11 protein-coding genes are annotated in these 14,450 nt (G+C 47.7%); 10 read left to right on the forward strand and 1 reads right to left on the reverse strand.

Translation table 11 applies throughout. From position 1 onward, the window contains the following. Positions 1–189: 189 nt before the first annotated feature. The 5 genes from PUW25_RS07020 to PUW25_RS07040 all read left to right on the forward strand — a co-directional run bounded on the left by PUW25_RS07020 (position 190) and on the right by PUW25_RS07040 (position 4,509). Positions 190–759: a DinB family protein gene (locus tag PUW25_RS07020; protein ID WP_274338567.1), complete on the forward strand. Its 570-nt coding sequence runs from the start codon at positions 190–192 to the stop codon at positions 757–759. Between the two features lie 19 nt (positions 760–778). After that, on the forward strand, positions 779–1,144 hold the full coding sequence (locus PUW25_RS07025; protein ID WP_274336847.1) for a cupin domain-containing protein: 366 nt from the start codon (positions 779–781) through the stop codon (positions 1,142–1,144). A gap of 83 nt (positions 1,145–1,227) precedes the next feature. Further along, entirely contained in the window at positions 1,228–1,821 is a 594-nt protein-coding gene (locus tag PUW25_RS07030) for a Type 1 glutamine amidotransferase-like domain-containing protein (protein ID WP_274336848.1), read from the forward strand. A 207-nt stretch (positions 1,822–2,028) separates the two neighbouring features. Beyond that, positions 2,029–3,327 (forward strand): GntP family permease, encoded by a 1,299-nt coding sequence (locus PUW25_RS07035; protein ID WP_205053598.1) that lies wholly within the window; start codon positions 2,029–2,031, stop codon positions 3,325–3,327. A gap of 42 nt (positions 3,328–3,369) precedes the next feature. Further along, positions 3,370–4,509, forward strand: coding sequence for a glycerate kinase (locus PUW25_RS07040; RefSeq protein WP_205053597.1), 1,140 nt, complete (start codon positions 3,370–3,372; stop codon positions 4,507–4,509). 143 nt (positions 4,510–4,652) lie between these two features. Here PUW25_RS07040 and PUW25_RS07045 read toward each other — a convergent pair whose 3' ends face one another. Then, positions 4,653–5,567, reverse strand: a complete 915-nt coding sequence (locus tag PUW25_RS07045) for an AraC family transcriptional regulator (protein WP_205053596.1) — start codon at positions 5,565–5,567, stop codon at positions 4,653–4,655. Between the two features lie 169 nt (positions 5,568–5,736). On the opposite strand from PUW25_RS07045, the gene PUW25_RS07050 reads away from it, so the two are divergent. The 5 genes from PUW25_RS07050 (at position 5,737) to PUW25_RS07070 (ending at position 14,340) form a co-directional block, all read left to right on the forward strand. Beyond that, on the forward strand, positions 5,737–6,612 hold the full coding sequence (locus PUW25_RS07050) for a fumarylacetoacetate hydrolase family protein (protein WP_205053595.1): 876 nt from the start codon (positions 5,737–5,739) through the stop codon (positions 6,610–6,612). Between the two features lie 21 nt (positions 6,613–6,633). Further along, positions 6,634–8,100, forward strand: coding sequence for an alpha-ketoglutaric semialdehyde dehydrogenase GucD (gucD, locus tag PUW25_RS07055; protein ID WP_274336849.1), 1,467 nt, complete (start codon positions 6,634–6,636; stop codon positions 8,098–8,100). Between the two features lie 16 nt (positions 8,101–8,116). Further along, complete coding sequence (locus PUW25_RS07060; protein ID WP_274336850.1) at positions 8,117–10,090, forward strand: YjhG/YagF family D-xylonate dehydratase; 1,974 nt, start codon at positions 8,117–8,119, stop codon at positions 10,088–10,090. Positions 10,091–10,148: 58 nt separating this feature from the next. After that, a complete protein-coding gene (locus PUW25_RS07065; RefSeq protein ID WP_205053593.1) occupies positions 10,149–11,738 on the forward strand; it encodes a glycoside hydrolase family 43 protein in 1,590 nt (529 codons plus the stop codon). Between the two features lie 280 nt (positions 11,739–12,018). Beyond that, a complete protein-coding gene (locus PUW25_RS07070) occupies positions 12,019–14,340 on the forward strand; it encodes a helix-turn-helix domain-containing protein (protein WP_047910100.1) in 2,322 nt (773 codons plus the stop codon). The last annotated feature ends 110 nt before the right edge of the window (positions 14,341–14,450 follow it).

Here is a 14,450-nt window from a genome sequence, read left to right on the forward strand (position 1 = left end):
ACACACCTTGCAGATCATTCCCCATGGCGGGATCGTATTTTTTATAACCTTTCGGTCCTGCCACACATCTTAAGCTTCCCGCTCCATTCCGTTAACATTCACATAAATAACCTTCGTAATATCTAATTAGTCACAGTAACCTCGAACAATGTATTCCTACAGAATTATGCTTTTTCTAGAAGTAGCCACATGAAGACTGCCATGAAACTCCTATCTATCAACATCCCCGAGAAAGGTGATCGTATGAAACAGTATGATTTTGATATCAAGCCAGGAATGACCGGAACAGCAGGACTGCTGCACTCCATGGTGCGCTATAACTTTGAAAGATTAAAGAGGCAGGTCAAGGGACTTACACAAGAAGAAATCGACTACAAGGGTAAAGAAAGGAATCAAAACAGTATTGCGGAGCTGCTTCGTCATTTGTCCGTTGTCGATCTGAATTGGGTATATCGGCTGCAGTGTAAGGAGGTCCCTAAGGAGTGGATAGAGAAGCTGGGTCCAATGATAGATGAGAATGGTAAGCTTCCAGCAGTTCATCGTATTTCCGTGAGCACTTTAATCCAGGAATATGAGGGCATACAAGATATGTTTGAGAACGTATGTATGAACATCAAGGAGAATCAGCTAGAAGATCAGGTGCCATTTGAGAATGGAAACACAGCCTCGATCCGTTGGGGAATATGGCATGTCGCCGATCACAGCCGTCATCACTATGCCCAAATTGTATCTATAAAAAAGCAGTTCCTTCGGGACTAAGGGAGAGGTGTATTGCCTTATGAAAATATATCACTTTGGTCCTGAACAGGGACGTCAGGTGACTGCATACGATAGCCATAATCTTAGTCTTACTGGTATTTTGCATCATTCGCATAACGTACGTATGGCTTGTATGAGGCTTGGTCCAGAAGGACTTATCGGCATGCATCCGGCATCGACCCATCAATTGTTTCTTGTCATTGAAGGTGAAGGTATGGTGACTGGGAGGGAAGGGTTACCATATCGAATCAAGCCAGGCTTCGCAGCCTTCTGGGAACAAGGTGAACATCATGAAACAAGAAGTCAATTAGGTCTAACCGCATTCGTAGTAGAAGGAGATCTATCAGACCTCAAAATGAAGGAAGTTGAATGGAGTAATGCCTGAGCGGCAGAAATACATAGAGAAAGAGTTCTGACTTGGCAGCTGAATATAGATCTCTTATATGACTAGATAGGGGGATTATACTAATGCCGCTATTTCTAACGGCGAACGGACTGTATTCGAAGCACACAATGGCACAATTTCTTAGTTTGCTTCCCCAGGTGAAGACAGATCTAACTGCTTGTATTATAACAACGGCGGATATTCAGTATAAAAATAAAAGCAAGCACGCGGTCAGAACAAAAGATTTGTTCTACGCCATTGGTTTTGCGAAGGTCGATTATGTGGATTTGGATACAGACCCTGCAAATTTATTGCTGAATTATGATGTTGTACATATTAATGGGGGGAACCCTTTATATCTGCTGGCTCGAGTTAAAGATTCCGGTGCGCATGAAATTCTGGCATTTATGCTGTCAGAAGGTAAGCTGGTATCTGGGCAAAGTGCAGGGGCTGCGATATTCGGAAGCACTATTCAGCATGCCGATATTCTTCATCCTGAATGGAACGAGACCCTGTTGACCGAATTTAGTGGACTCGGTGTGCTTCGAGCGGCAATTCTGCCTCATAGCAACCGATATCGTACAGCTTCCTATGAGACTGTCGTGAAGAAGGCGATGGAAGAGATTACGGATCCTATTCTTTTTCTAGGTGACGGAGAATATATCATTCTTCCCTAAGTAGATAATTATCTACTTATAAGGGAATGATCAGAACGGAGCGCAGTGCTCCGTTTTTTAATTGGAAGAAAAATGAAGCTGTGGTTGTGCATTTGCACAATAAAAATCGTCCGTTTATCAATATCTCTTAACTTCAATTCATCTTATACTGAAAGCGTATTCAACAAGAAAGCGAATTCATAAATAAACATAAGGGGGCATACAAAGATGGACGGATTAACCATCAGTTGGATCGGGGCGCTCGTCGGACTTGCCATTGCGATCATCCTCATCTTGAGAAAGCTGAATCCGGTGTATGCATTATTTCTGGGAGCCATAATTGGGTCATTGATTGGTGGAGCCAATCTGCAAGAAACGATTGATGTGCTTGTTGGTGGAACACAAAGTGTTATGGGTACGGTTCTCCGGGTACTCGCCGCAGGGGTTCTGGCTGGCGTGATGATGGAGTCCGGTGCTGCCGAAACGATCGCGCAGGCGATTGTGAAGAAATTTGGCGGCGGAAAGGCGATTCTCGCCCTTGCTCTTGCCACAATGATTATTACAGCCGTAGGTGTATTTATTCCAGTCGCAGTACTGATCGTTGCACCCATTGCCTTGTCAGTGGGTAACAAAATGGGCATTTCGAAGATTGCACTCTTGCTTGCGCTCTCAGGCGGGGGTAAAGCAGGGAATATCATTTCTCCTAATCCGAATACGATTGCAGCAGCAAACGGATTTAATTTAGATTTGAGTCAAGTCATGATCGCAGGATTCATTCCTGCTCTGTTTGGACTAGCAGTAACGGTCATTGTCGCATCCATGCTTAAAAATAAAGGTGTGATGGTATCTGCTGAAGAGGCGGTAAATGATGAAGAAGTGGATACATCCAAATATCCACCGCTCAAAACGGCTATTGTGGCACCGCTCGTAGCCGTCATCCTGCTGATGATTAACCCGATTGGTTCCATCTTGGGCATCGATTTGCTTGCCAGCTTCAAAGTAGATGCGATGTTTATCCTGCCGATCGCAGGGATCATCGGGATGCTGGCGATGGGAAAAGCAAGCAAAATTCTGGACTACTCTGCATCCGGACTTAATAAAATGACCGCAACGGTGCTCATTCTACTCGGTGCAGGCGGTATTGCGGGACTGATCTCGAACTCGGATCTATCCACACAGGTCGTGAGTATTATTGAAGCCTCCGGAATTTCCGGAACCTTCCTTGCACCGATTGCAGGTATTCTGATGGCGGCAGCCACAGCTTCAACCTCAACAGGCGTTATTCTGGCAACCGGATCATTTGGTGAAGCGATCCTGAATATGGGTACAGCACCTCTCGCAGCGGCAGCAATGGTCCACACAGGTGCTACTGTTATTGACTCCCTGCCACAAGGTAACTATTTCCATGTTACGGCAGGAAGTATGAACATGTCGATTAAGCAGCGTATGGGACTTGTACCATATGAAGCGATTGTCGGTGGAACGATGACGATTGTAGCTACATTGCTCTACGGATTTTTCTTATAAGGTGAAGTGAATATTATTAAATGAATTTATGAGGTGAGAGGGATGAAACAACCAACATTTTTGCTGGCGCCCGATTCTTTCAAAGAAAGCATGACGGCAAAGGAAGTCTGTGTAGCAATGGAATCAGGTTTGCGTAAAGCATTTCCGGATGCGAGCTACATCCACGTGCCGATGGCCGATGGCGGAGAAGGTACTGTTCAATCTCTCGTAGATGCAACCGGCGGTAGAATGGTGGAAAAAAAGGTCTCAGGGCCGTTAGGCGAAACGGTTGCTGCAAAATACGGAATTATGGGAGATGGTGTGACAGCTGCGATTGAGATGGCTTCTGCGAGTGGAATCCATCTTGTAACCAAGGAAACGAAAAATCCGCTCGTTACATCTACCTACGGCACCGGTGAATTGATTAAGGAATGTCTTGATCAAGGCATCAAGAAGATCATTATTGGGATTGGCGGCAGTGCGACGAATGATGGTGGTGCAGGTATGGCAGAGGCACTTGGTGTGAAGTTTCTGGATACGGAGGGGCACATACTCCCGCGGGGCGGAGGAAGTCTCGGTAAGCTTGCCACGATTGATACAAGTGAGCTTGATACACGCCTTGCAGATGTAGAGATCATTGTGGCTTGTGATGTGACAAATCCACTGTGTGGAGAAACGGGAGCCTCTCATGTTTTTGGACCGCAAAAAGGAGCAACACCTGAAATGGTACTCACACTCGATGCGAATCTTGCGAATTATGCAGCTGTGGTCAAAGAACAGCTCGGCAAAGATATTCGTGATATCCCTGGTGCAGGAGCAGCAGGCGGTCTTGGAGCAGGATTGCTTATCTTTACCCAGGCAACCCTGCAGCGTGGCATCGATATCGTGATTGAGTACACGGGGCTTCGCAGCAAGCTGGCATTGGCGGATTACTGTTTCACCGGAGAAGGCGGTATGGACTTCCAGACCAAATTCGGCAAGACACCATATGGTGTTGCGAAGGCGGCCAAGCTGGAAGGTAAGAAAGTGATTGCACTGGCAGGGTATATCGGCGAAGGTGTTGAGGTGTTGTACGAAGAAGGAATTGACGCAATCTTTGGCATCGTGCCAGGCGCTTCAGACATTGAGAAGCTGTTAGCTGAAGGACCTCAAAATGTGGAGAGAACCTGTGAGAACATTGGTCGAATTTTGAAGCTGGCTTGAGCAATAATCCTGATTGACAAGCAGGATAAGGGCAGGGACTAGTGCAAGAGAATATGAGGCAATGGGCTGCACAGATTCGAACTCTGTTATGAAATAAGCAGCTGCCGTAACCCGGCAGCTGCTTATTTCTGTGGAAAGGTTCTTCAATCACCGAAATGCTCCTCTGCAGCAATTCGCTGGGAATGGATACGAAACTCGCTTGGCGTAATGCCTGTCCATCGCTTGAACTGACGGCTGAAATGCGCGTTGGTCTTGTATCCAAGCATCATCGCAATATGGTCAATATTCAAGTCTGTTTGTTTTAACAGCCGCTGAGCTTCGTTCAGAAGTGTTTCTGACAGAAACCTGCGCGGGGCTGTACCGTATACCTCCCGAAAGATTCGGTTGATCTGTGAAGGGCTAATCTTCAGCGACTTGGCGATGTCTTGGATCCAGGTTCGTTCGCTTTCCCTAACGTCACCATGAAGGTGGATATATCTTACGGAGTCCTCAATGTGCTCGGCAATTTGGTGGGCAATGGTCTCTTTTCTGGATAAGGTAACGGATACATTCTGGGATAACTGGCCAACCAGGGAGCCGAGCAGTTCGAATACGGCGGCATGAACCTTCATCTGTTTGGAGGAAGACAACGGCATGGATAAGTGCTCTCTGGCCAGATCATACAAGGTACACAGTGAAGAGGACAATCCTAAAGTGAGGCTCGAATTTGCCGGATAATAAATGTCCTTGCAGCGGTTGAGTTCTCTGCAGAAAGAGGTATCGTGTACGCTGAAATGAACGGATAAGTATGTGAAACCCTGCGGTCCGGCACCAGTGCAGGAGTGAGTCATACCCGGACGGATAAACAGAAGGTCTCCAATGGATTGACTGTACGACTGACCGTTGACCACCATGTTCATCTCACCGTCGAGCATCCAGTGAATTTCATACATGGAATGCTCATGAGACGGATACGTCCATTTGGAATCTACTTGTCTTGCATGCAGTCCCAACAATTGAAAAGACATGCGAACATCAGGCAGACGGCCTAAATATACGGCTTCTGAAATTTTGGTCACAGCTACCTCCTTGTAATGCTCTGTATTCCAAATACGGATAGATTTATCTTAACAGAAAAATAATGCGTGAAAAGGATAAGTTGCCGGAGTGATTAGTATATCGTCATGAATCATCGCTGGTGTTAAGGTAGTGTTATCAACCCGGTAGGGAGATTGGGGGCAAGCTGTAATGAGAATTATTCGATTTTTGGATGGACAACAGAAGTGGTTGGCAGCCGTTACGGATGATGAAAAAGCGTATCGTTTGCCGCAAGCAGATTTTATGACTTTAATTTATCAGGCAAAGGAGAAAGAGGTTACTCCGGTTCAATTGATTGAAAGCGCTCTTATACCGTTGAACAAGCTGACCGATGATTGGACTTCTCTGCACCTGACCACACCAGTGGAAGCTCCGGAAGTGTGGGCAGCGGGTGTTACTTATCAGCGGAGCCGGGAAGCGCGGAATTATGAAGCTACGGATGGAAAGTTGGATGCGGAAACTTTTTACGATAAGGTCTATGACGCAGAGAGACCGGAGATTTTTTTTAAATCCACAGCAGCCAGGACTATTGGACCGAATGAGGCTGTCACGCTACGCAGCGATTCTACTTGGCAGATCCCGGAGCCTGAGCTTGGATTGGTGCTTGCCGCAGATGGCAGCATTGTGGGATACATCGCCGGAAATGACATGAGCTGCCGCGATATCGAGGGGGAAAACCCGTTGTATCTGCCACAAGCCAAAATATGGCGCAATTCCTGTTCCATAGGTCCTGCTATTCGACTGGCAGAAACGGTCAAGAATCCATATGAATTCAGCATCGTCTGCCAGATCTATCGCGATGAAGTAGTGGTTGTTAAAAGTGAAGCGAGTACGAGTGAATTAAACCGTAAGCTGGATGAACTGGTTTCCTTTTTGGCAAGGGATAACGATTTGTATGACGGTACGGTACTTTTGACAGGCACTAACATCGTGCCTCCGAATGATTTCACCCTTGAACCAGGAGACCGCATTGAAATATCCATAAGTGATATCGGGACACTAATCAATCCTGTCATTTCAAACTAGTTTAGAAGGAGGGTGAATGCGATGAGCGCATTTCAGTTAGAGCAGACCTATAACAATTTTATTAACGGGGAATGGGTGAAACCAACATCCGGAATGACGGAACCGAGCATTAATCCGGCGAATCGAAAAGAAATTGTGGGTTATGTGCCCGCCTCGGGTGTAGAGGACCTGAACAATGCAGTCACATCCGCAAAAGAAGCAGCAAAGGCCTGGCGGAACTTAACGGGTGCGGAACGGGGAAATTATCTTTTCCAAGCCGCAAATGTGCTGGAACGCCGGGCTGACGAGGTGGCGGAAGCCATGACCAGAGAAATGGGGAAAACATTCCCGGAAGCCAAAGGAGAAACGATGCGCGGCGTCGCCATTTTGAGATATTACGCAGGGGAAGGCATGCGAAAAACGGGTGATGTGATTCCCTCGACGGATAGAGAAGCACTAATGTTCACGACCCGTGTGCCACTTGGCGTAGTCGGTGTAATTGCACCTTGGAACTTTCCGGTGGCTATTCCCATCTGGAAAACAGCACCGGCATTGATCTATGGCAACACCGTTGTATTGAAGCCAGCTCAGGAAACGGCGGTTACAGCAGCCAAGGTTTTGGAATGTTTTGAGGAAGCCGGCATACCAGCTGGTGTTCTCAATCTCGTGAGCGGAAAAGGCTCGGTAATCGGCTCTGCACTTGCTGAGCACCCCGATGTAAATGGAATAACGTTTACAGGGTCCAATGAAGTTGGGAAGCGGGTCGGTGCCGCTGCACTTGCTCGCGGAGCCAAGTATCAGCTTGAGATGGGTGGCAAAAACCCGATTATCATCGCGGCAGACGCTGATTTGGAATTGGCTGTTGAGGCCACCATCAGCGGCGGCTTGAAATCAACCGGTCAAAAATGCACAGCCACTAGTAAGGTCATTATTGAACGAAAAGTATACGATGCCTTTAAAGAAAAACTTCTGTCACAAATCCAGGAAATCCGTTTTGGGGACGGCATGTCTTCAGGAAGCTGGATGGGGCCATGTGCTAGTGAAGGTCAGCTTAATACCGTGCTTGGTTACATTCAAAAAGGGCAGGATGAAGGTGCCGTTCTGCTCGCTGGAGGAAAAAGACCGGACAATCCTGAGCTCGCAGAAGGATTTTATGTACAGCCGACGGTATTTGAAGGTGTCGAACCGCACATGTCCATTGCCCGGGAAGAAATATTCGGACCGGTCCTGGCCTTGATTCCGGTGGATTCCTTGGAAGAGGCCATCGCGCTCGCAAATGACAGTGATTATGGTTTGAGTGCTTCAATCTATACACAAAACGTCGGGGCCATGCTCTCCTTCATCCGGGATATGGATGCCGGACTCGTAAGAATTAATGCGGAAACTGCTGGCGTAGAACTGCAGGCACCGTTCGGTGGAATGAAGATGTCAAGCTCGCATTCCAGAGAACAGGGGCAAGCGGCCATCGAGTTTTTTACGGCGATCAAAACAGTCTTTGTGAAGTCATAAACTGTGGGAGGCTACCATGTACGAACAGATTGTGTCGATTATGGGGGAAAAGGAGTCAAGCAGCTATGATATTATAGCGCATGCTCCAGGGGCAACAGGACGTCTGCCTTTAACCGATGATTTGCTGCGGAACGCTCCAAGCGGCGACTTGTTCGGCATGTCTCAGAATGTCGGAATGGGCTGGAAGCCTGGAGAATTGAACGGAAAACAGTTTCTAATCTTAAGTACACAGGGCGGTATCCGCAATGAAGATGGTAGTCCCGCAGCTCTTGGCTACCATACAGGACACTGGGAAGTCGGTTTACTGATGAAAGCTGCCGCAGAAGAAATATCAAGCCACGGAGGAATCCCGTTTGCTGGCTATGTAAGCGACCCATGCGACGGAAGGTCTCAAGGAACAACCGGCATGTTCGACTCACTGCCATACCGAAACGATGCCGCGATGGTATTCCGCAGATTGATTCGATCCCTGCCCACGCGAAAAGGTGTGCTCGGTGTTGCAACTTGTGATAAAGGGCTGCCTGCCATGATGCTTGCACTTGCAGGTATGCCGCAGCTGCCCGGAGTTATTGTTCCCGGCGGCGTTACGCTTCCGCCTACCGATGGGGAGGATGCAGGTAAAATTCAAACCATTGGTGCAAGGTACGCGAATGGAGAGCTCTCTCTTGAAATGGCATCGGAGCTGGGATGCCGGGCCTGCGCTACACCCGGCGGCGGCTGTCAGTTTCTGGGGACCGCGGCAACTGCCCAGGTGGTAGCAGAGGCATTGGGCATGACGGTGCCGCATGCCGCTCTGGCACCTTCAGGGCAGCCGATCTGGTTCGAGATGGCGCGCCAATCTTCGCGTGCACTGATCAACATGGAGTCCCAAGGGATCAAGATGGCAGACATTGTTACAGATGCGTCCATTCGCAATGCCATGGCCGTTCATGCCGCGTTCGGCGGATCTACTAACCTGCTTCTTCACATCCCGGCTGCTGCCCATGCAGCGGGTTTAACTGTGCCAACGGTACAGGACTGGATACAGGTGAACAAGAACGTTCCAAGACTGGTTAGTGCTCTGCCGAACGGACCGATCTTTCATCCGACCATACGGGTTTTCCAGGCCGGGGGTGTTCCTGAGGTTATGCTTCACCTTAGACAGCTTGGCCTGCTGGATGAATCTGTACTTACAGTAACAGGTGCGTCACTGGGTGAAGTGCTGGATTGGTGGGAATCGTCGGAACGTCGTCATCTCATACGCAAGCAATTGGAAGAGAAGGACGGAATTGATCCGGATAGTGTGATCATGAGCTTAGAGCACTCGCAGCATCTTGGGATTTCTTCCACCGTGACCTTTCCCACCGGGAATATCGCGCCAGAAGGCTCTGTCATCAAATCTACATCCATTGATCCTGATGTGCTGGATGAGCATGGCGTGTATCGGCATCGTGGCCGGGCAAAGGTGTTTACAACTGAACGTGAGGCGATCCGTGCCATTAAGACTGGCGGAGTTCTGGCTGGTGACGTAGTCGTGCTGCTCGGGCGTGGACCTTCAGGAACCGGGATGGAGGAAACGTATCAGCTTACTTCTGCGCTCAAGCACTTGTCTTTTGGAAAATATGTATCACTCATCACCGATGCCCGCTTCTCGGGAGTTTCAACCGGAGCATGTATCGGCCATGTTGGGCCTGAAGCGCTGGCAGGAGGGCCCATTGGCAAACTCCGGAACGGCGACTTGATTGACATCGTTGTGGATCGGAGCAAGCTCGAGGGCAGCGTGAACTTCATTGGAGAAGGAGATACGGAGTTTTCGCCGGAAGAAGGAGCTTTCATTCTGGCCCGAAGGTCCTTTCATCCAGATATGCGTCCTGATGAGAATTTGCCGGATGATACCAGGCTGTGGGCTGCGCTGCAAGCTGTCAGCGGCGGAACATGGAGAGGGAATATATATGATGTAGACCGGATCATAACTGCCCTGGAGGCCGGCAAAAAAGCGCTGGCATGGTGATGCATTTTTATCATTTGTTGTATCTGCCATTATTTTAATACCGGAGGTTGCTTCTATAATGAATATGATTACCAACCCCATTCTTCCCGGTTTCCATCCCGATCCGTCCATATGCAGGGCGGGGGAAGATTATTATATCGCCACTTCCACCTTCGAATGGTTCCCGGGTGTACGAATTCACCATTCCCGGGACCTGATTCATTGGCGGCCGATAACTTCTCCGCTGACCCGTAGCACTCAGTTGAACATGGAAGGAAACATTAATTCCGGAGGGGTATGGGCACCATGCCTTAGCTACGACAACGGCGTTTTTTACCTGATCTACACAGATGTCAAAAGCCGTGTAGGGGCTTTCAAAGATACTCACAATTACCTTGTGACCGCAACAGATATTGAAGGACCATGGTCCGAACCGGTATTTCTGAACAGCAGCGGCTTCGATCCTTCCTTGTTTCACGATGAAGATGGTCGCAAGTGGTTGGTTAACATGATCTGGGATCATCGGAAGGGCAAAAATCGGTTTGCAGGCATCGTGCTGCAGGAATACTCTGTTCAGGAGCAAAAGCTGATCGGACGTGCTATTAACATTTTTAAGGGAACAGAACTGGGGCTGACAGAAGCGCCTCATCTATATAGACACAAAGACTATTATTACTTGATTACGGCTGAAGGCGGTACGGGTTATGAACATGCCGTTACGGTTGCCCGCTCTCGTTCCCTGCAAGGTCCTTATGAAGTTGATCCGGGGAATCCAATTCTTACATCATACGGCAGGCCGGAGTTGACTCTGCAGAAGGCTGGTCACGGCAGTCTTGTCGAAACTCACATGGGTGAATGGTATATGGCTCATCTGGTCGGAAGGCCAGTTCAGGAGAAATTTTGCATCCTTGGACGTGAGACTGCTCTTCAACCGTGTACGTGGAGCGATGAAGGCTGGCTGAAGCTGTCTAACGGTGGTCGGCATCCGGAGGTTTCGGTGCCTGCACCGAAAATCTCGTCAGTTCCATTTGAACCGGCACCGGAAATGGACCATTTCGATCAATCAGAGCTCCGGAACGATTGGAATACCCTTCGTATACCACCCGATTCATCTTGGCTCAGCCTGACGGAACGACCCGGTTACTTGCGCTTGCGCGGGATGGAATCCATGAGCTCGACACACAGACAAAGCATGGTCGCCCGGAGGCTTCAGGATTTCAGATGTGAAGTTGAAACCTGCCTGGAATTTGCGCCGGACCATCCGCAGCAAATGGCAGGACTGATTCTGTACTACGATACCAAAGACTACCTCTATCTACGGGTCACCTATCATGAAGAGAAGGGAATGTGCTTGGGAATTCTTCAGTCGAGATACGGAATATACGACGAACTGTTGGAGGATATTCCACTAAAATCAGAGAATCGAATTCGGTTGAAGGTTGTGTATGAGTATGACCGTGCCTGCTTTTACTTTGCATGCGATGATGACTCATCCTGGTATCCAGCAGGTGGATGGCTGGATGTCACACATCTGTCCGATGAATCTCCGGAATACATCCGATTTACAGGAACTTACATTGGTCTCTGTGTGCAGGATCTTGGCGGTACCCGTAAACACGCTGATTTTGATTACTTTTTGTATAAAATAACTAACATCGAAAAGACATAAAAGGATAGGTTCAATTCTGAAGTCCGTAAGCAAGAAACTTAATTTTCGTATATGGAGAAAAGGGACGAAGCAGTGTTCTAAGCTGTTTCGTCCTTTTTGAGCGCTTTATTTCTTGTTTTCCTTGTCATACAGTGCACTCATTCAGATAATGATTTCGGTCTTGGGTCGAAATTTATGGATTTGTACCCAAAAGCAGAAGTTGTACCTTCACCTTGTGCAAATGATAGGTGTATCATTAACAAAACACTTTTGTAAACGCTTACGAAAGAAGGGGGTACATATGCAGCGCTTATGGTCCAAATTCTCGCCTTTGTTTCGCAGATTCATGATTTCGTATCTTATTGTTCTCATGATTCCTCAAATTGCCGGATATGCCTCCTACAGAACATCCATAGAAGCAGCGAGGACCAGCTCGATTGAGAACAGCCTCAAATCGCTCAACCTGAGCAAGGAATTTATTGAACGAAATCTGATGCTGGTTGAGGATTTCACGAGACAACTGGCCATTAATCAGGATTTAAACCGTCTAATAGCTGATCCCAAGCCGCCTGACGTTAATAATGTCTATGGTTTGAGCCGCATGCAGCGCAGCCTGTCCATGTACAGCAGTACGAATGATTATTTGTCTCGTTTTTTCATCTATATCCCCAACTATAATGTCATTATTACGCCTACGACGGTTTACTACCGACCTGAGCATTATTTTGCTGCCAACCGCCTGGAAGGCATCACGTTAGCAGAGTGGAAAGAGAATGTATTAAAAAAGCCGCATTTAAACGAAATCATTCCCCTACAAATTTATAAGAAGGAGATTCTCAGTGGTGTGTTTGAGGACGCTCCAGCTATCACGTTTCTTCAGTCGATTCCTTTAAACAGCTTCAACAAGCCGCAGGCTACCATTGGCGTCATGATTGATGAGAATCAGATGGCGAGTTTGACTCAACATATTGTGGAGCAATATGGGGGGTGGACATTGGTGACAGATTCGAATGGGGATATTATTTTTTCGCGTGGTATAGATGAAGCAGAGGCTGAAAAATTGAAAGGTATGCCTGCTAACAAGAACGATGAAGTGATGCCAATGGACGACGGACGGCTACTCATTTCCATTCACTCCAATCAAAACGGCTGGAATTACATGGCTGGCATCCCCGAAGGTGCGCTTATGGTCAAGGCCGATCAGATCAAGCGGGTTACCTTAACCTTTACGCTAGCAACACTTGGTATTGGATTATTGATTGGGCTAATGCTGGCTTACCGACACAGCGCACCGATTCATCGGCTTCTGTCGGTGTTCCGGGAACAGGATATAGGGCTGCCCGGAAAGACAAGCAACGAATATGATTTTTTGGCAAGCAATATCACTAGCTTAATTACCAATAACCATGTACTTAAGAATGCATTAAATGAACAGATTCCCATGTTACGGGATGGATTTATCAAACGTCTGCTGACAGGTGAGTTTTACACCATCCCCGAGTTGGAGGCGCTCTCTTCCCAGACCGATATACCTCTTCATACGAGCCGAGGGGTTGTAGGGATTGTGAAGGTAGACGGTTATGGAAGTCCCGATAGCGAAGAAATTATTCAAGAACTAAGCGTCGCGAGGCTTATCGTGCGTGAAGCTTTGACGACATGGAATTCAGAGATCTTGATAACAGACTGGGGTACAGATCAGATTGCTTTTATACAACCGCTTAGTGTTGAACCCTCGGATTTAGCCATGCACACAACGGTTTCCGAACTGAGCAAACAGATGGATGCAGTTTACCGGGAATACCGGGTAGCGACCACTGTTGGAATGGGTGCTTCTTATGAGGTGTGGAATGATGTTGGCCGTTCGTTTAACGAGGCAAGACAAGCATTGGAATATGCCATTCATATGGGAACAGAGCATCTGGTGAGATTCGAGGACACCGTCAAGGAAACCGAATTGTATTACTATCCGATGGAGTCCGAACAGCGTCTGCTCAATACGCTAAAGGCGGGTGAAATGGAAGAATCGGATCGGGTTCTGGATCAGTTGTTCCACCGCAATTTTACCGAGCGGGAGCTGTCTTATGACATGACACAGCAGTTCGTTGTGGAATTGAAGGGAACATTTCTGAAGCTGGAACCGAAGATCATGCTGGACGAAGCGCTTGTCGATGAGTTTAAGAATCGGATTGCGGCTATTCAGGCAACGGACAGTGTTACCGTACTCCGGGACAAGTTTCATCAACTGGCGAAAGACGTCTGCCTGGACATACAACGCAAAAAATCCAATATGCATGCTGAAATTATCAACGAAACGATGGCTTACATTCAGGAACGCTATGCCGATGCTACCTTAACAGTGTATCGCATTGCGGAACAAATGGGGAAACCGGAAAAATATATCTCGCAATTATTCAAGGAGTATACCGGTGAGAATCTTTCCGATTATGTGGAGAAGGTACGAATTAACAAAGCAGCTGAACTGCTGTGTGAGACTGAGCGGACAATCGATGAGATTGCTATGACCACCGGATATAACAGCGCACATTCATTCCGGAGAGCCTTCAAGCGAGTCCGTGGGGTTTTGCCTAGTTCATTCCGGCAAATGGAGAACGAATTGAAATGAAGCTGGCACCATTATGAATATCAATCCAAGAAAAAACATTAAAAAAATTCTTGCGAAAATAAAGCCATATCAGGCTTCTCGGCCTTCTTGTCCTTGAATCGTACCTCATC

This window comes from Paenibacillus urinalis (assembly GCF_028747985.1).
Classification (GTDB): Bacteria; Bacillota; Bacilli; order Paenibacillales; family Paenibacillaceae; genus Paenibacillus; species Paenibacillus urinalis.